15 protein-coding genes are annotated in these 17,089 nt (G+C 69.9%); 14 read left to right on the forward strand and 1 reads right to left on the reverse strand.

Features of this window, described 5'->3' with window-relative positions; translation table 11 throughout:
- Positions 1–304 precede the first annotated feature (304 nt).
- The 13 genes from hpnC (at position 305) to OG883_RS12470 (ending at position 13,902) form a co-directional block, all read left to right on the forward strand.
- Positions 305–1,216, forward strand: coding sequence for a squalene synthase HpnC (gene hpnC, locus OG883_RS12415; protein WP_266539133.1), 912 nt, complete (start codon positions 305–307; stop codon positions 1,214–1,216).
- A gap of 8 nt (positions 1,217–1,224) precedes the next feature.
- Positions 1,225–2,163 carry a presqualene diphosphate synthase HpnD gene (gene hpnD / locus OG883_RS12420; protein WP_266539135.1) on the forward strand — a complete coding sequence of 313 codons (939 nt, stop codon included), beginning with the start codon at positions 1,225–1,227 and terminating at the stop codon, positions 2,161–2,163.
- Positions 2,163–2,267: a DUF6380 family protein gene (locus tag OG883_RS46995; protein ID WP_353963132.1), complete on the forward strand. Its 105-nt coding sequence runs from the start codon at positions 2,163–2,165 to the stop codon at positions 2,265–2,267. The genes hpnD and OG883_RS46995 overlap by 1 nt, the downstream gene beginning before the upstream one ends.
- Positions 2,264–3,652 carry a hydroxysqualene dehydroxylase HpnE gene (hpnE, locus tag OG883_RS12425; protein WP_266539137.1) on the forward strand — a complete coding sequence of 463 codons (1,389 nt, stop codon included), beginning with the start codon at positions 2,264–2,266 and terminating at the stop codon, positions 3,650–3,652. Before OG883_RS46995 ends, hpnE begins: the two co-directional genes overlap by 4 nt.
- A 38-nt stretch (positions 3,653–3,690) precedes the next feature.
- Positions 3,691–4,767 (forward strand): polyprenyl synthetase family protein, encoded by a 1,077-nt coding sequence (locus tag OG883_RS12430; RefSeq protein WP_266541456.1) that lies wholly within the window; start codon positions 3,691–3,693, stop codon positions 4,765–4,767.
- Positions 4,768–4,907: 140 nt separating this feature from the next.
- A complete protein-coding gene (gene shc / locus OG883_RS12435; protein WP_266539139.1) occupies positions 4,908–6,920 on the forward strand; it encodes a squalene--hopene cyclase in 2,013 nt (670 codons plus the stop codon).
- Entirely contained in the window at positions 6,920–7,573 is a 654-nt protein-coding gene (locus OG883_RS12440) for a 1-hydroxy-2-methyl-2-butenyl 4-diphosphate reductase (RefSeq protein ID WP_266539141.1), read from the forward strand. The genes shc and OG883_RS12440 overlap by 1 nt, the downstream gene beginning before the upstream one ends.
- A 5-nt stretch (positions 7,574–7,578) precedes the next feature.
- A complete protein-coding gene (gene hpnH, locus OG883_RS12445) occupies positions 7,579–8,601 on the forward strand; it encodes an adenosyl-hopene transferase HpnH (protein ID WP_266539143.1) in 1,023 nt (340 codons plus the stop codon).
- A gap of 64 nt (positions 8,602–8,665) precedes the next feature.
- Positions 8,666–9,772 (forward strand): flavodoxin-dependent (E)-4-hydroxy-3-methylbut-2-enyl-diphosphate synthase, encoded by a 1,107-nt coding sequence (gene ispG, locus OG883_RS12450; protein ID WP_266541458.1) that lies wholly within the window; start codon positions 8,666–8,668, stop codon positions 9,770–9,772.
- A 24-nt stretch (positions 9,773–9,796) separates the two neighbouring features.
- Entirely contained in the window at positions 9,797–11,671 is a 1,875-nt protein-coding gene (dxs, locus tag OG883_RS12455) for a 1-deoxy-D-xylulose-5-phosphate synthase (RefSeq protein WP_266539144.1), read from the forward strand.
- 3 nt (positions 11,672–11,674) lie between these two features.
- Positions 11,675–13,069 (forward strand): aspartate aminotransferase family protein, encoded by a 1,395-nt coding sequence (locus tag OG883_RS12460; protein ID WP_266539146.1) that lies wholly within the window; start codon positions 11,675–11,677, stop codon positions 13,067–13,069.
- A gap of 60 nt (positions 13,070–13,129) precedes the next feature.
- Complete coding sequence (locus OG883_RS12465; RefSeq protein ID WP_266539147.1) at positions 13,130–13,750, forward strand: XRE family transcriptional regulator; 621 nt, start codon at positions 13,130–13,132, stop codon at positions 13,748–13,750.
- An 8-nt stretch (positions 13,751–13,758) separates the two neighbouring features.
- A complete protein-coding gene (locus OG883_RS12470) occupies positions 13,759–13,902 on the forward strand; it encodes a DUF6126 family protein (RefSeq protein ID WP_266539149.1) in 144 nt (47 codons plus the stop codon).
- 49 nt (positions 13,903–13,951) lie between these two features.
- On the opposite strand, the gene OG883_RS12475 is transcribed toward OG883_RS12470, so the two are convergent.
- A complete protein-coding gene (locus tag OG883_RS12475) occupies positions 13,952–14,764 on the reverse strand; it encodes a tyrosine-protein phosphatase (RefSeq protein WP_266539151.1) in 813 nt (270 codons plus the stop codon).
- Positions 14,765–14,947: 183 nt separating this feature from the next.
- On the opposite strand from OG883_RS12475, the gene OG883_RS12480 reads away from it, so the two are divergent.
- Positions 14,948–17,065, forward strand: a complete 2,118-nt coding sequence (locus tag OG883_RS12480) for an alpha-galactosidase (protein ID WP_266539153.1) — start codon at positions 14,948–14,950, stop codon at positions 17,063–17,065.
- Positions 17,066–17,089: the final 24 nt, after the last annotated feature.

Consider the following 17,089-nt stretch of genomic DNA (forward strand, 5'->3'; position numbering starts at 1 on the left):
GTCACATCCCGCGACTGCGGGGACGGTTGGCCGGAACAGCGGCGTTCTTGTAATGCGCGCAACACCCCGACGTATCACCGGGCGTTGTACAACGTAAGCTGTACCGGTGCTGAATTGCGGCAAGTGGGGCGATACCCCCTGGGTATCCCGTACACCGGACGGGCCACCGGCAGCCGGGAGGACCGGCGGCGTGTCCGAAATAGGATGTATTCGGTCGGCAGTGTAGAACGGGAGATGTGACGGCAATGACGGGAAATCTCCAGCTCCGCGAGGCTTTCGCCGTCCCCGTGCCGGGCAGCACGCAGTGACGGGCACCCGGCAGGCGCGCGCCGAGACCTCCGCGCGCGCCACACTCGACAAGGCATCCGGTGAGAACTTCCCGGTGGCCCCGTTCTTCCTGCCACGCGCCTGGCGCGACGACCTGATGGCGGTGTACGGCTACGCCCGCCTCGTCGACGACATCGGTGACGGCGACCTCGCGCCCGGCGGCGCCGACGCCCGGCACCTCGGCGTCGACCCCGTGTACGGCGACGATCCCTCCGTCCTGCTCGACGCCTTCGAGGCCGATCTGCGGCGCGTCTTCGATGGCACGCCGCGGCACCCCCTGCTGCGGACCCTCCGGCCGACCGTGCGCCGCCGCTCGCTCACCCCGGCCCCCTTCCTCGGCCTGATCGAGGCCAACCGCCAGGACCAGCACGTACGCCGCTACGAGACCTACGACGATCTCCTCTCCTACTGCGAGCTGTCCGCCAACCCCGTCGGCCGACTGGTGCTGCAGATCACCGGGACGGCCAGCCCCGAGCGCGTGCGCCGCTCCGACGCCGTCTGTACGGCGCTCCAGATCATCGAGCACCTCCAGGACGTGGCCGAGGACCTGGAGCGCGACCGGATCTATCTCCCCGCCGAGGACATGCTGCGGTTCCATGTCACCGAGTCCGACCTGGCCGCCCGGACCGGGGGCGCATCGGTGCGCGCACTGGTCGCGTACGAAGCCGAACGCGCCCGCGAGCTGCTGAATGAAGGCACGCCGCTGGTGGGTAGCGTCCACGGCAGGCTGCGGCTGCTGCTCGCCGGTTTTGTGGCCGGAGGGCGCGCCGCCCTCCACGCGATCGCGGCCGCCGGACACGACGTACTACCCGGACCGCCCAAGCGCACCAAGGCGAATCTGCTGCGTGAAGTGGGAGCTGTCTTGCGAAGAGCGCGTAGAGAGGGGTGAGCCGGACGATGGAGGGACCGACCCAGGTGTCCGCACCGGTGCAGGCCGCGTACAGCTACTGCGAGGCCATCACCGGGCAGCAGGCGCGTAACTTCGCGTACGGGATCCGGCTGCTGCCGACCGACAAGCGGCAGGCCATGTCGGCGCTGTACGCCTTCTCGCGGCGCGTCGACGACATCGGCGACGGCACCCTCGCCCCGACGGCCAAGCGTGACCGGCTCGAGGCGACGCGGCACCTTCTCGAGCGGATCAGCCAGGGCGCGGTCGACGAGGACGACACCGACCCGGTCGCCGTGGCGCTCGCGGACGCGGCGCGCCGCTTCCCGCTGCCGCTCGGCGGGCTCGACGAGCTCATCGACGGCGTCCTGATGGACGTACGCGGCGAGACGTACGAGACCTGGGGCGAGCTCAAGGCGTACTGCCGGTGTGTCGCGGGTGCGATCGGGCGGCTCTCGCTCGGCGTGTTCGGCACCCAGCCCGGCGCGCGGGGCGCCGAGCGCGCCGCCGAGTACGCCGACACGCTGGGACTGGCGCTCCAGCTCACCAACATCCTCAGGGACGTCCGCGAGGACGCCGGCAACGGACGTACCTACCTGCCCGCCGACGACCTCGCCAAGTTCGGCTGCTCCGCGGGCTTCCACAGCGCCACCCCGCCGCCCGGATCCGACTTCGCGGGCCTGGTGCACTTCGAGGTCAGGCGCGCCCGCACGCTCTTTGCCGAGGGCTACCGGCTGTTGCCCATGCTCGACCGGCGCAGCGGTGCCTGCGTCGCCGCGATGGCCGGCATCTACCGGCGTCTCCTGGACCGCATCGAGCGCGAACCCGAGGCGGTGCTGCGCGGCCGCGTGTCCCTGCCGGGGCGTGAGAAGGCGTACGTCGCCGTGCGCGGCCTGTCCGGACTCGACGCCCGGCACGTCACCCGGCAGACACTCAGGGGACGTTCCTGATGCGGGCGCACACGCACCAGCAGGCGTACGCGCACCCGTGGTGCGCAACCGTCCGCCACGGCGCCGCGTCCCTCACTGCAACGGCCCGAGGGGAGGTCGCATGACGGACGACGACGACATGCGTTCCCGGCACGCGGTGGTGGTCGGCGGAGGACTCGCCGGCGTCACCGCGGCGCTGCAACTCGCCGACGCGGGAGTCCGCGTCACCCTGGTCGAAGGCCGCCCGCGCCTGGGCGGCCTTGCCTTCTCCTTCCGCCGCGGCGACCTCACCGTCGACAACGGGCAGCATGTGTACCTGCGCTGCTGTACCGCCTACCGCTGGTTCCTCGACCGGGTCGAGGGCGCGCATCTCGCCCCGCTCCAGAACCGCCTGGACGTACCCGTCCTCGACGTGGCCCCCGCGAGTGGACCGCGTCTCGGACGGCTGCGCCGCACCGCACTGCCCGTACCGCTGCACCTTGCCGCCGGCCTGGCCGGCTACCCGCACCTCTCGCTCGCCGAGCGGGCGGGCGTCGGGCGCGCCGCACTCGCCCTCAAGCGGCTCGACCCGGCCGACCCGGCCCTCGACGGCATCGACTTCGGTACCTGGCTGGGCCGCCACGGTCAGTCGCCGCGCACCATCGACGCGCTGTGGGACCTGGTCGGCGTGGCGACCCTGAACGCCACCGCGCCGAACGCCTCCATGGGTCTCGCCGCGATGGTCTTCAAGACCGGGCTGCTCTCCGAGCCCGGTGCCGCCGACATCGGCTGGGCGCACGTGCCCCTCGGTGAACTGCACGACACGCTGGCCCGCAAGGCCCTCGACTCCGCCGGCGTACGCACCGAGCTGTCCACCCGCGTCAGGAGCATCTCCCGCGCCGAGCACGGGCGTTGGTATGTGGAGGTGGACGGCGAGCGGCTCGACGCGGACAGTGTCGTCCTGGCCGTACCGCAGCGCGAGACCCACACGCTGCTGCCCGAAGGCGCGCTCGAGGACCCCGACCGGCTGCTCGACATCGGTACCGCGCCGATCCTCAACATCCATGTCCTGTACGACCGCAAGGTGCTGCGCCGTCCCTTCTTCGCCGCGCTCGGCACCCCCGTCCAGTGGGTCTTCGACCGCACCGATGCCTCGGGACTGAAGGACGGCCAGTATCTGGCGCTGTCCCAGTCCGCGGCACAGGACGAGATCGACACGCCTGTCGCCGATTTGCGCGAGCGCTATCTGCCCGAGCTGGAGCGGCTGCTGCCCGCCGCGCGCGCCGCTCGGGTACGCGACTTCTTCGTCACCCGGGAGCGGACGGCGACCTTCGCCCCCGCCCCCGGAGTCGGCCGGCTGCGACCGGGTGCGCGCACCCGGGCCCCCGGCCTGTACCTTGCGGGCTCGTGGACCGCCACCGGGTGGCCCGCAACCATGGAGAGCGCCGTACGCAGCGGCTTCAGCGCCGCGGGCGCGGCACTCTCCGCGCTCGGCCGCCACCATGAACATCCGCTCAAGGAGGCGGCGTGAGCCTCAGTACTGGAACAAGAGGAGAGACCGTGCCGACTGTGCCCTCGGCGAACCCGGCTGATGACCTCGCAGCCGGCGGAGAGAGCCTGGACATCCTGGCGCTGCTGGAACGCGGGCGGACCATGTCCACCCCGGTGCTGCGCGCCGCCGTGAACCGGCTCGCGCCGCCCATGGACACCGTCGCCGCCTACCACTTCGGCTGGATCGACGCACAAGGACGGCCCGCCGACGGGGACGGTGGCAAGGCCGTACGTCCCGCGCTCGCGCTGCTCTCCGCCGAGGCGGCCGGAGCTGCGCCGGAGGTGGGCGTCCCCGGCGCAGTCGCCGTCGAGCTGGTGCACAACTTCTCACTGCTGCACGACGACCTGATGGACGGCGACGAGCAGCGCCGCCACCGCGACACCGTCTGGAAGGTCCACGGGCCCGCCCAGGCGATCCTCGTCGGCGACGCGCTCTTCGCCCTCGCCAACGAGGTCCTGCTGGAACTCGGCACCGTCGACGCGGGGCGTGCCACACGCCGGCTGACCACTGCCTCGCGCAAGCTGATCGACGGCCAGGCCCAGGACATCTCCTACGAGCACCGCGAGCGGGTCACCGTCGAGGAGTGCCTGGAGATGGAGGGCAACAAGACCGGCGCGCTGCTGGCCTGTGCCGTCTCCATCGGCGCCGTGCTCGGCGGGGCGGACGACAGGACGGCCGACACGCTGGAGGCCTACGGCTACCACCTCGGTCTCGCCTTCCAGGCCGTCGACGATCTGCTCGGCATCTGGGGCGACCCGGAGGCCACCGGCAAGCAGACCTGGAGCGATCTGCGCCAGCGCAAGAAGTCCCTGCCGGTCGTCGCCGCGCTCGCCGCCGGCGGACCGGCCTCGCAGCGCCTCGGGGAGCTGCTCGCGGCCGACGCCAAGAGCAATGACTTCGACAGCTTCTCCGAGGAGGAGTTCGCCACCAGGGCGGCCCTGATCGAGGAGGCGGGCGGCCGCGAATGGACCTCCCAGGAGGCCCGCAGGCAGCACGCCGTCGCGATCGAGGCGCTGGACCGCGTCGACATGCCGGATCGGGTGCGAGCGCAGCTCGTCGCGCTCGCGGACTTCGTCGTCGTACGAAAGAGATGATCGCCATCACCCGTATACGCGTGTCTTCTGGGGGCTAGCCCCCAGGCCCCCAAGCAGTCGCCGGTCGGCGCACGGGAAACCGGGCGCCGGCCGACGGAGACCCCAGCACAGCAGAGAACCACTGCAACGAAGGGGAAGCCATGACAGCGACGACCGACGGAAGCAGCGGGCCCCTGGGGGCCGGCGCGGCCGTGGCCGGTGAAACCACCGATACGCGCACTGCCGAGCGCCCTGCCGCGGGCGACATCCTCGAGGCCGCCGGGCGGGCCGCGGAACGCTCCGTCGCGCATCTGCTGGGCAGACAGGACGCCCAGGGCTGGTGGAAGGGCGACCTCGAGACCAATGTGACGATGGACGCGGAGGACCTGCTCCTCCGTCAGTTCCTCGGCATCCGGGACACGCGGACCACCGAAGCGGCCGGACGCTTCATCCGGGGCGAGCAGCGCGAGGACGGCACCTGGGCCACCTTCTACGGCGGGCCCGGCGAACTCTCCGCCACCATTGAGGCGTACGTGGCGCTGCGGCTGGCCGGCGACCGGCCGGACGATCCGCACATGGCGCGCGCCTCCGCCTGGATCCGCGGCCGCGGCGGCATCGCGGAGAGCCGGGTCTTCACCCGGATCTGGCTCGCGCTCTTCGGCTGGTGGAAGTGGGACGACCTCCCCGAGCTGCCGCCCGAGCTGATCTTTCTGCCGAAGTGGTTCCCGCTGAACATCTACGACTTCGGCTGCTGGGCGCGGCAGACCATCGTGCCCCTCACCGTCGTCTCCGCGAAGCGGCCCGTACGGCCCGCTCCCTTCGCCCTCGACGAACTGCACACCGACGCCCGTCGGCCGAACCCTCCCAAGCCTCTTGCTTCCGCCGGGAGTTGGGACGGTTTCTTCCAGCGCACCGACAAGGTGCTGCACGCGTACCACAGGCTCGCGCCGCGCAGGCTGCGGCGCGTCGCGATGAACGCCGCCGCCCGCTGGATCATCGAGCGTCAGGAGAACGACGGCTGCTGGGGCGGAATCCAGCCGCCGGCCGTGTACTCCGTGATCGCCCTGCATCTGCTCGGCTACGACCTTGAGCACCCCGTCATGCGGGCCGGTCTTGAGTCACTCGACCGGTTCGCCTTATGGCGCGAGGACGGCGCGCGGATGATCGAGGCCTGTCAGTCGCCCGTCTGGGACACCTGCCTGGCCACCATCGCCCTCGCCGACGCGGGGCTGCCCGCCGACCATCCGGCGCTGGTGAAGGCCGCCGACTGGATGCTGGGGGAGGAGATCGTACGACCTGGCGACTGGTCCGTACGCAGGCCCGGACTGGCCCCTGGCGGCTGGGCGTTCGAGTTCCACAACGACAACTACCCGGACATCGACGATACGGCCGAAGTCATTCTCGCCCTGAGGAGGGTGCGGCACCCCGACCCCGCGGCCGTCGATTCGGCGATCGAGCGGGGCACCCGCTGGAGTCTCGGCATGCAGTCCAGGAACGGCGCCTGGGCCGCGTTCGACGCCGACAACACCAGCCCGTTCCCCAACCGGCTGCCGTTCTGCGACTTCGGCGAGGTCATCGACCCGCCGTCGGCGGACGTCACCGCGCATGTCGTGGAGATGCTGGCCTACGAGGGCAAGGCCCACCACCCCCGTACCCGGAGCGGCATCGAGTGGCTGCTCGCCGAACAGGAGGCGAACGGCGCCTGGTTCGGGCGCTGGGGCGTCAACCATGTCTACGGCACCGGGTCGGTGGTGCCCGCGCTGACCGCGGCCGGGCTGCCGGTTTCGCACCCCGCGATCCGCCGGGCGGTCCACTGGCTCGAATCCGTCCAGAACGACGACGGAGGCTGGGGCGAGGACCTGCGCTCCTACCGCGACGAGCAGTGGATCGGCCGTGGCGCCTCCACCGCCTCCCAGACCGGCTGGGCGCTGCTCGCGCTGCTGGCGGCGGGGGAGCGGGAGAGCAAGCCGGTGGAGCGTGGAGTGGCCTGGCTCGCCGAGACCCAGCGGGCGGACGGCTCCTGGGACGAGCCGTACTTCACCGGCACCGGCTTCCCCTGGGACTTCTCCATCAACTACCACCTCTACCGGCAGGTCTTCCCGCTCACGGCGCTGGGGCGGTATCTGCACGGGGAGCCGTTCGCCGACCGCACGGACACCGGCAAGGGGGGCTGATGGAAGGATCCTCTCAGCCGTCCGGCTCCGCCGCGCCGCTCCTGATCGCCTGTGCGCTCGGCATCGAGAAGCTCGCCCTGCGCAGCGGCGACCGCAGCGGAGCCCGCGGCACGGTGAGCGTGCTGCGCACCGGCATGGGGCCGCACAGCGCGGAACGTGCCGTCCGGGACGCACTGGGTGAGGAGGCGCTGCGGGATGCGGCGGTCGTCGCGTCCGGCTTCTGCGCGGGGCTGGCCCCCGGGATGCACCCCGGGGACCTGGTCGTCGCGGACGAGACCCGCCACGCCGACGGCTCCACGGCCTGTACGCAGACGGAACTGCTGGTCGGGGCGGTGACCCGGGCGGCGCCGGGGCGCACGGTGCACACCGGTCCGCTGATGGGATCCGACCACGTCGTACGCGGGCACGAGCGGGCCGAGCTCGCCGCCACCGGGGCGATCGCGGTGGACATGGAGTCCGCGGCCACGCTGCGTACCGCCGTGGGCGTTGGGCCCCGCCCGGTTGCGGCCGTCCGGGTGGTCGTGGACGCTCCAGAGCATGAGCTGGTCCGTATTGGGACGGTACGCGGTGGAATATCGGCTTTCCGCGTTCTTCGTGCCGTCCTTCCTGCTTTCTTCGAATGGCACCGTTCTTTGCTGCTCCCCAGGAGGTGAGCTAGATGGCCATGCCGCTCCGCCAGACCATCAGGGTCGGGACGTACCTCTTTGAACAGAAGCTCCGCAAGCGTGAGAAGTTTCCGCTCATCGTCGAGCTGGAACCGCTCTTCGCCTGCAATCTGAAGTGCGAGGGCTGCGGGAAGATCCAGCATCCGGCCGGAGTTCTCAAGCAGCGCATGCCGGTCGCGCAGGCGGTCGGGGCGGTACTGGAATCCGGGGCGCCGATGGTCTCCATCGCCGGTGGCGAGCCGCTGATGCATCCGCAGATCGCTGAAATTGTGCGGCAGCTGGTGGCAAAGAAGAAGTACGTATTCCTCTGCACCAATGCCATGCTGCTGCGCAAGAAGATCGAGGAATTCACCCCTTCCCGCTTCTTCGCATTTGCTGTGCACATCGACGGCCTGCGGGAGCGGCACGATGAATCGGTGGCCAAGGAAGGGGTGTTCGACGAGGCGGTGGAGGCGATCAAGGAGGCCAAGCGGCGCGGCTTCCGGGTCACCACCAATTCGACCTTCTTCAACACGGACACCCCGCAGACCGTCATCGAGGTCCTCAACTACCTCAATGACGATCTGAAGGTGGACGAGATGATGATCTCGCCCGCCTACGCCTATGAGAAGGCGCCCGACCAGGAGCACTTCCTGGGCGTCGAGCAGACCCGCGAGCTCTTCAGGAAGTCCTTCGCCGGAGGAAACCGGCGGCGGTGGCGGCTCAATCACTCGCCGCTCTTCCTCGACTTCCTCGAGGGCAAGGTGGACTTCCCGTGCACGGCGTGGGCAATCCCCAACTACTCGCTCTTCGGCTGGCAGCGCCCCTGCTATCTGATGAGCGACGGGTACGTTCCCACCTACCGGGAGCTCATCGACGACACCGACTGGAGCAAGTACGGCCGCGGCAAGGACCCACGCTGCGCCAACTGCATGGCGCACTGTGGCTACGAGCCCACCGCCGTCCTCGCCACCATGGGCTCCCTCAAGGAGTCGCTGCGGGCGGCGCGCGATACGGCCTCGGGAAGCCGCGGGTGACGTTGTGAGCGCCGGCGAGCCTGTCGCACTGGGGCTCCCCGGGCTGCCTGCCCGGCCGATCGCGATGCGCCGCACCTCGCGGCGCATCGAGGTCGGCTCGGTGGCTGTGGGCGGGGATGCCCCCGTGTCGGTGCAGTCGATGACGACGACCAGGACTTCCGATGTCGGGGCGACGCTGCAGCAGATCGCCGAGCTGACGGCGTCGGGCTGTCAGATCGTGCGGGTGGCCTGTCCCACTCAGGACGACGCGGACGCGCTGGCGACGATCGCGCGCAAGTCGCAGATCCCGGTGATCGCGGATATTCACTTCCAGCCGAAGTACGTCTTCGCGGCGATCGACGCGGGCTGTGCGGCGGTCCGGGTCAATCCGGGCAATATCAAGCAGTTCGACGACAAGGTCAAGGAGATCGCCAGGGCGGCCTCCGCGGCCGGCACCCCGATCCGTATCGGCGTCAACGCCGGTTCGCTGGACGCGCGGCTGCTGAGGAAGTACGGCAAGGCCACCCCGGAGGCGCTGGTGGAGTCCGCGCTGTGGGAGGCGTCCCTCTTCGAGGAGCACGGTTTCCGTGACATCAAGATCTCGGTCAAGCACAACGATCCGGTCGTGATGGTCAACGCCTACCGCCAGCTGGCCGCGCAGAGCGACTACCCCCTGCACCTCGGCGTCACCGAGGCCGGTCCCGCCTTCCAGGGCACCATCAAGTCCGCGGTCGCCTTCGGTGCGCTGCTGAGCGAGGGCATCGGCGACACGATCCGTGTCTCGCTCTCCGCGCCGCCCGTCGAGGAGGTCAAGGTCGGCCTCCAGATCCTGGAGTCGCTCAACCTCAAGCAGCGCCGCCTGGAGATCGTCTCCTGCCCCTCCTGCGGCCGCGCCCAGGTCGACGTCTACAAGCTCGCCGACCAGGTCAGTGCCGGTCTGGAGGGCATGGAGGTGCCGCTGCGCGTCGCGGTCATGGGCTGTGTCGTCAACGGCCCGGGCGAGGCGAGGGAAGCGGACCTCGGTGTGGCGTCGGGCAACGGCAAGGGGCAGATCTTCGTGAAGGGCGAGGTCATCAAGACCGTTCCCGAGTCGAAGATCGTCGAGATCCTCATCGAAGAGGCGATGAAGATCGCGGAATCCATGGAGGACGCAGGGGCCGCCTCCGGGCCGCCCGCCGTCACCGTGAGCTGAACAGTATGCGAAGGGGGTCCGACCGTGACGATTCTTGAGAACATCCGGGGGCCGCGCGATCTCAAGGCGCTGACCGAAGCAGAACTCGAAGAACTTGCCCAGGACATCAGAGAGTTCCTGGTCCACGCGGTGGCCAGGACCGGGGGCCACCTGGGTCCCAATCTCGGCGTGGTCGAGCTGACCGTGGCCCTGCACCGGGTCTTCGACTCGCCCGCCGACCGCATCCTCTGGGACACGGGGCACCAGAGTTACGTACACAAACTGCTCACCGGCCGGCAGGACTTCTCCAAGCTGCGCGGCAAGGGCGGTCTGTCCGGCTATCCGTCCCGCGAGGAGTCCGAGCACGACGTCATCGAGAACTCCCACGCCTCCACCGTGCTCGGCTGGGCCGACGGTCTTGCCAAGGCACACCAGGTGCTGGGCCGCAGCGACCATGTGGTCGCGGTCATCGGGGACGGAGCGCTCACCGGCGGCATGGCGTGGGAAGCGCTCAACAACATCGCGGCGGCGAAGGACCGTCCGCTGATCATCGTCGTGAACGACAACGAACGGTCCTACGGGCCGACGATCGGCGGGCTTGCCAACCACCTCGCCACGCTCCGTACGACCGACGGCTACGAGCGGGTCCTGGCATGGGGCAAGGACCTCCTGACGCACACGCCCGTCATCGGGCGGCCGCTGTACGAATCGCTGCACGGCGCCAAGAAGGGCTTCAAGGACGCCTTCGCGCCCCAGGGGATGTTCGAGGATCTGGGCCTGAAATACGTCGGGCCGATCGACGGCCACGACATCGGTGCCGTCGAGTCGGCACTGCGCCGCGCGAAACGCTTCCACGGGCCCGTCCTGATCCACTGCCTCACCCAGAAGGGGCGCGGCTACCAGCCGGCGCTTCAGGACGAGGCCGACCGATTCCACACCGTCGGGGTGATGGACCCGCTCACCTGCGAGCCGCTGACACCCTCCGACGGCCCCTCCTGGACCTCGGTGTTCGGGGACGAGATCGCCCGGATCGGTGCCGAGCGGCCGGACGTCGTGGCGATCACGGCCGCGATGCTGCACCCCGTCGGGCTGACCGCGTTCGCCGAACGCTTCCCGGACCGGGTGTGGGACGTCGGGATCGCCGAGCAGCACGCCACCGTCTCCGCGGCCGGGCTCGCCACCGGCGGGCTGCATCCGGTCGTCGCCGTGTACGCCACCTTCCTCAACCGCGCCTTCGACCAGCTGCTGATGGATGTCGCCCTGCACAGGTGCGGAGTGACCTTCGTACTGGACCGGGCCGGGGTCACCGGGGTCGACGGACCCTCCCACAACGGCATGTGGGACATGTCGATACTGCAGGTCGTCCCGGGGCTGCGGATCGCGGCACCGCGCGACGCCGACCGGCTGCGCCAGGAGCTGCGCGAGGCCGTCGAGGTGGAAGACGCGCCGACCGTGCTGCGCTTCCCGAAGGAGTCGGTGGGCGCTCCGGTCGAGGCGATCGGCCGGATCGGCGGAATGGACGTACTGCACCGGGCGGACGACGCCGAGGTGCTGTTGGTGTCGGTGGGCGCGCTGGCCTCCGTCTGCCTGCAGGCGGTCGATCTCCTCCAGGGGCGCGGCATCCGCTGCACGGTCGTGGACCCCCGCTGGGTCAAGCCCGTCGACGAACAGCTCCCGCCGCTCGCCGCACAGCACCGGCTGGTGGCGGTGGTGGAGGACAACAGCCGCAGCGGCGGCGTCGGTTCGGCCGTCGGACAGGCACTGCGCGACGCCGGAGTGGACGTGCCGCTGCGGACCTTCGGCATCCCCGAGCAGTTCCTCGCGCACGCCAAACGCGGTGAGGTGCTGGCCGACATCGGCCTCACCCCGGTGGAGATCGCGGGACGGATCAGTGCCGCCATGGCAGTCAAGGAGAGCTGAGGAATGACCGTGCCGCCCAAGGGCTTCGACCTGGCAAGGCTCCTCGCGGAGCGCGGGGCCGAGCGCTATGAGCTGCATACGCGACATCTCAACCACCAGCTGCCGCGCATGCTGCACACCATCGGATTCGACAAGGTCTACGAACGTGCCGAGGGCGCGCACTTCTGGGACGCCGAGGGCAACGACTACCTCGACATGCTGGCCGGCTTCGGGGTGATGGGGCTCGGCCGGCACCACCCCGTCGTACGCAAGGCACTGCACGACGTCCTCGACGCCTCGCTCGCGGACCTGACGCGCTTCGACTGCCAGCCGCTGCCGGGGCTGCTGGCGGAGAAGCTGCTCGCGTACAGTCCGCACCTGGACCGGGTGTTCTTCGGGAACAGCGGCACGGAGGCGGTCGAGACCGCGCTGAAATTTGCCCGGTACGCGACCGGGAAGCCGAGGATCCTGTACTGCTCGCACGCCTTCCACGGGCTCACCGCCGGATCCCTCTCGGTCAACGGGGAGTCGGGCTTCCGGGACGGATTCGCGCCGCTGCTGCCCGACACGGCGATCGAGCTCGGTGATCTGGCCGCGCTGGAGCGGGAGCTGACGCGCGGCGATGTGGCGGGCTTTGTCGTGGAGCCCATCCAGGGCAAGGGCGTACAGGCGACACCGCCCGGATTCCTGTACGCGGCACAGGAGTTGCTGCACCGGCACCAGGCGCTGCTGATCGCCGACGAGGTGCAGACCGGCCTCGGCAGGACCGGCGACTTCTACGCGTACCAGTACGAGGTGGGGGTCGAGCCCGACCTCGTCTGTGTCGCGAAGGCACTTTCGGGCGGCTACGTACCGGTCGGTGCGACCCTCGGCAAGGACTGGATCTTCAAGAAGGTCTACTCGTCGATGGACCGGGTGCTGGTGCACTCGGCCAGCTTCGGCTCCAACGCCCAGGCGATGGCCGCCGGACTCGCGGTGCTCTCGGTGCTGGAGGACGAGCATGTCGTCGCGAACGCGCGGGTGACGGGCGAGCTGCTGAGGTCACGGCTGGCCGCGCTCGTCGACCGCTATGAGCTGCTGCATGAGGTACGGGGGCGCGGCCTCATGATCGGCATCGAGTTCGGCCGACCGGACTCGATCAAGCTGCGCAGCCGCTGGACCATGCTGCAGGCGGCCCGCAAGGGTCTGTTCGCGCAGATGGTGGTGGTGCCGCTGCTCCAGAAGCACCGCATTCTCACCCAGGTCTCCGGCGACCATATGGAAGTGATCAAGCTGATTCCGCCGCTGACCATCGGCGAGCGGGATGTGGAGCGGTTCGTGGAGGCGTTTACGGCCGTGATGGACGATGCCCACGGTGGTGGCGGGCTGATGTGGGACTTCGGCAAGACACTGGTCAGGCAGGCCGTCGCGAATCGCTGAGACTTTTGCCTCTGGGGCAAAAAGTTTGCCCCAGAGGGAAAATCCTGGCGCAATGGGTTCATGCAGAGCCACCACGGGGAGCAATCCCCCGACCCCGGATCTCCTGACGGAGGGTCGGCCACCACGCTGCCCGAGGTCGCGCCACGTCTGCGCGATCTGCGCCGCCGCCGAGGCCTCACGCTGGAAGCCGCGGCCCAGCGGGCGGGGCTCTCCCCCGCCCATCTCTCGCGGCTCGAGACGGGCCACCGCCAGCCGTCGCTGCCGATGCTGCTCGCACTCGCCAGGACCTACGGTACGACCGTCGCCGAGCTGCTCGGTGAGCAGGCGCCCGAGCGCCGGCCCGTCATCCGGGCCGGAAGCCGGGAGCCGGCCGCGGCCGACGGCTGGACCTACCACCAGGCCGGTGGACCCGGGCGGGCGATGCAGGCGCTGCGGCTGGTGGTTCCGTACGGCGCCCAGGGCGATGTGGTGCGGGTGCATCCCGGCGAGGAGTGGCTGTATGTCCTCGCCGGACGGCTGCAGCTCACCTTGGGGGAGACGGTGCACGAGCTGTCCCCCGGAGACAGCGCGCACTTCGACTCACAGACCCCGCACCGCATCGCGGCGGCCACGCGCGACGGGGCCGAGCTGCTGTTCGTTCACACGCTGCTGCAGAGCCCCGACCTCCACCCGCACACCTGAGATCAGAAATGAGGACTGCTGTGTCCGAACACGACGAGGAGAAGAAGTTTCCCCGGGGGCTGGTCATCCGGCTCTTCGCCTATCTGGTGGCGGGCCATCTGTTCGCCGGGTTTCTCTATCTGCTGTTCCTGCTGGGCGGCCAGAACCAGTAGCCGTCCAGCGCCCCGCTCACGCCTGTCTCACGCCTCTCTCACGCTGGTCTCACACCTCGTCGAGAAGGCGCTCGCGCAGCCGCTCGCGGGTCTGCGGGCTGACCTTCAGGCCCTCGGTGAGGTAGCGCTCGGTGGTGCCCCAGGTCTGTTCGATCGTCTCGAAGGCCGCGGCCAGGTACTCGGCACGCGCGTCGAAGAGCGGGCTCAGCAACTCCATCACTTCGGGTGACATCCCCGCCGGGGAGTTGTCGTTGCGGCGGACCACGTAACGGCGGTGCGGGTCATTGGACTTGAGATAGTCCGCCTCGATGGCGTCGCGCTCGACGCCGACCGCGAGCAGGGACACCGCGATGGAAAGCCCCGCGCGGTCCTTGCCGGCCGCGCAGTGCATCAGCGCCGGGACGCTGTCCTCGGCGAGGGCGTGCAGGACGCTGCTGTGCTCGGCGGTGCGGTGCTTGATGATCGTCCGGTACGACGCCGACATCCGGCCGGCCCCCTTGCCGTCCGACAGTATCGACTTCAGCTGGTCGAGATCGCCGTCCCGGACCATCTTCCAGAACTCGGCGCCCTCCGCCGGATCGGTGAGCGGCAGGTTCACATTCCGTACGCCGGGCAGCTCGACGTCGGGCCCTTCCAGCTTCTGGTCGGCGGCATTGCGGAAGTCGAAGATGGTGTGCAGGCCGAGGGCGGCGAGGAACGTGGCGTCGCTCTCGGTCGCGTGCGCGAGATGGCCACTGCGGAAGAGCCTGCCGTACCGCACCCGCCGGCCGTCCGCAGTCGGCAGACCGCCCACGTCACGGAAGTTGCGAACTCCGGTCAGCTCGGGCTCTGTCGACGGGACCTGCGGCAGCTGCTGCGTCACGAGGGCTCCTGAAGAAGGACGGCCGCCGGCGCTGCTCGCCGACGATGGCGTGTTCTCGACGATACGACATCGATTCGTACGGCAATCATCTCGGCCACTGCCCGCAAGGGCGTTGTCCCCGCGGCGGTTGACGGCGGATGATGTGCGGGCCTGTGCGGATCTGTGAGAATCTGAGAGGTCGGGATGATTGAGAGCGTTGGCAACGGTCGTATGTGGGTTCTCTCCGGATCCGCAAGCAGTTATGCCTTTTGTCTTACAGGTGCCGACGAGCTACTGCATCTTCACTGGGGTCCACGGATCCGCGGGGTTGACGCGGAGGCGCTCGCGGCCCAGGGCCCGCCGCCCTACTGGCCGTTCGAGTCGCAGCTCGACGGGCACGAGGAGTATCCGGTCGAGGGCGGGCCGCGCTTTGTCAGGCCGTCCCTGTCCGTCCGTACGGAGACGGTCCGCGGCACCGAGTGGACCTTCGGCGACGCCGTGGTGGACGGCGACGAGCTGCGGCTCCGCTTCACCGACGCCGCGCACGGCCTCGGCCTCACCCTGCACCACCGGATGCGCGCCGACGCCGATGTCATCGAGCGCTGGGTCACCGTCGCCCATGAAGGGGACGGTCCCGCCCTGGAGCTGCTGCGCGCCGATGCCGCCGCATGGACGCTGCCCCGGCGCGATCGCTGGCGGCTGAGCCAGCTGCACGGCCGGTGGGCGGCCGAGTCCCTGCTCGTACGGTCGGAGCTGACCTACGGCGAGAAGGTGCTGAGCAGCCGTCGCGGGCACACCGGACACCAGCATCTGCCCTGGGTCGCGCTGGACCCGGACGGAGCCACGGAGGAGCGGGGCGAGGTCTACGGCTGCGCCCTGGGCTGGTCCGGATCGTGGCGGATCGCCGTACAGCAGCTGCCCGACGGACTGGTGCAGATCACCGGCGGAGCCGGCTACGACGACTCCGGGCTGCTGCGCCTCGCGCCCGGTGAGTCGTACACCTCACCCGTCTTTGCCGGGCTGTGGAGCGAAGGAGGCTTCGGCGGGGCCAGCCGGGCCTGGCACGCCTGGCAGCTGGCCCATGTGATCCCGGACGCCCGGGCCGGGCGGCCGGTGCTCTACAATTCCTGGGAGGCCACCGGCTTCGACATCTCCGAGGAGCAGCAGCGGGAACTCGCCCGGCGGGCCGCGGCCATGGGCGTCGAGCTCTTCGTGGTGGACGACGCCTGGTTCGGGCAGCGGACCAGCGACCGAGCCGGACTCGGCGACTGGACCCCCAGTGCCGAGCGTTTCCCGCGCGGCCTCACGCCGCTCGTCGGCGAAGTGCACGCGCTGGGGATGCAGTTCGGGATCTGGGTCGAGCCGGAGATGGTCAACGCCGACAGTGAGCTGTACCGCGCCCACCCGGACTGGGTGCAGCACCATCCGGGGCGGGCGCGGACCGAGTTCCGCAACCAGCTCGTGCTGAACCTTGCCCGCGAGGACGTACAGGTCTACCTCTGGGAGCAGTTGGACGGGCTGCTGAGCAGCGCGCCCATCGACTATGTGAAATGGGACTTCAACCGCTGCTTCACGGACGCCGGCTGGCCCGGCGAGGAGTATCCGCAGAAGCTGTGGGTCGCGCATGTGCATGGGCTGTACGCGCTGCTGGACCGGCTGCGGGCCGCGCATCCCGGTGTCGCCTTCGAATCCTGCTCGGGCGGCGGCGGCCGGATCGACCTCGGGATCCTCTCCCGGACCGACCAGGTGTGGACCTCCGACAACACCGATCCGCTGGACCGGCTCGCCATCCAGGACGGCTTCACGCAGCTGCACCCGGCCCGGGTCATGGCGGCATGGGTCACCGACAGTCCCAACCTCCAGCTCAATGGCCGCGTCAGCACCCTGCGATTCCGCTTTGTCAGCGCGATGGCAGGAGTGCTCGGGGTCGGCGGCGATCTTGCGGAGTGGAGCGAGGAGGAGCTCGCCGAGGCGCGCGGCTGGGTGGATCTCTACAAGAAGATCAGGCCCCTCGTTCAGCACGGCGAGCTGCACCGGCTGCGGGCGCCCGAGGGCGGGCTCAGTGCCGTGCAGTACCTGCTCGGGGACGAGACCGTGGTTCTGGCCTGGCTCCAGGCGCAGCACTACGGAGAGCAGCCGCCGAGGCTCAGGCTGCTCTACCTTCTTGATCGGGTTGGTCCTCCCATTCGTAGGGTGAGGACACCCAGGGGTGTCGGGTGTGGCTATCAGGCTGCTGCCGACGGTGGCTTCCCTCGCTTCGCCGCCCGGCGCCCCACGACGACTCGGCCGCCGATTAGGAAGTGCGAACAAGTCGCTGAGTAGAGCAATGCCGGCGAGGTCGTCCGT

The organism is Streptomyces sp. NBC_01142, assembly GCF_026341125.1.
Taxonomy (GTDB): Bacteria; Actinomycetota; Actinomycetes; order Streptomycetales; family Streptomycetaceae; genus Streptomyces.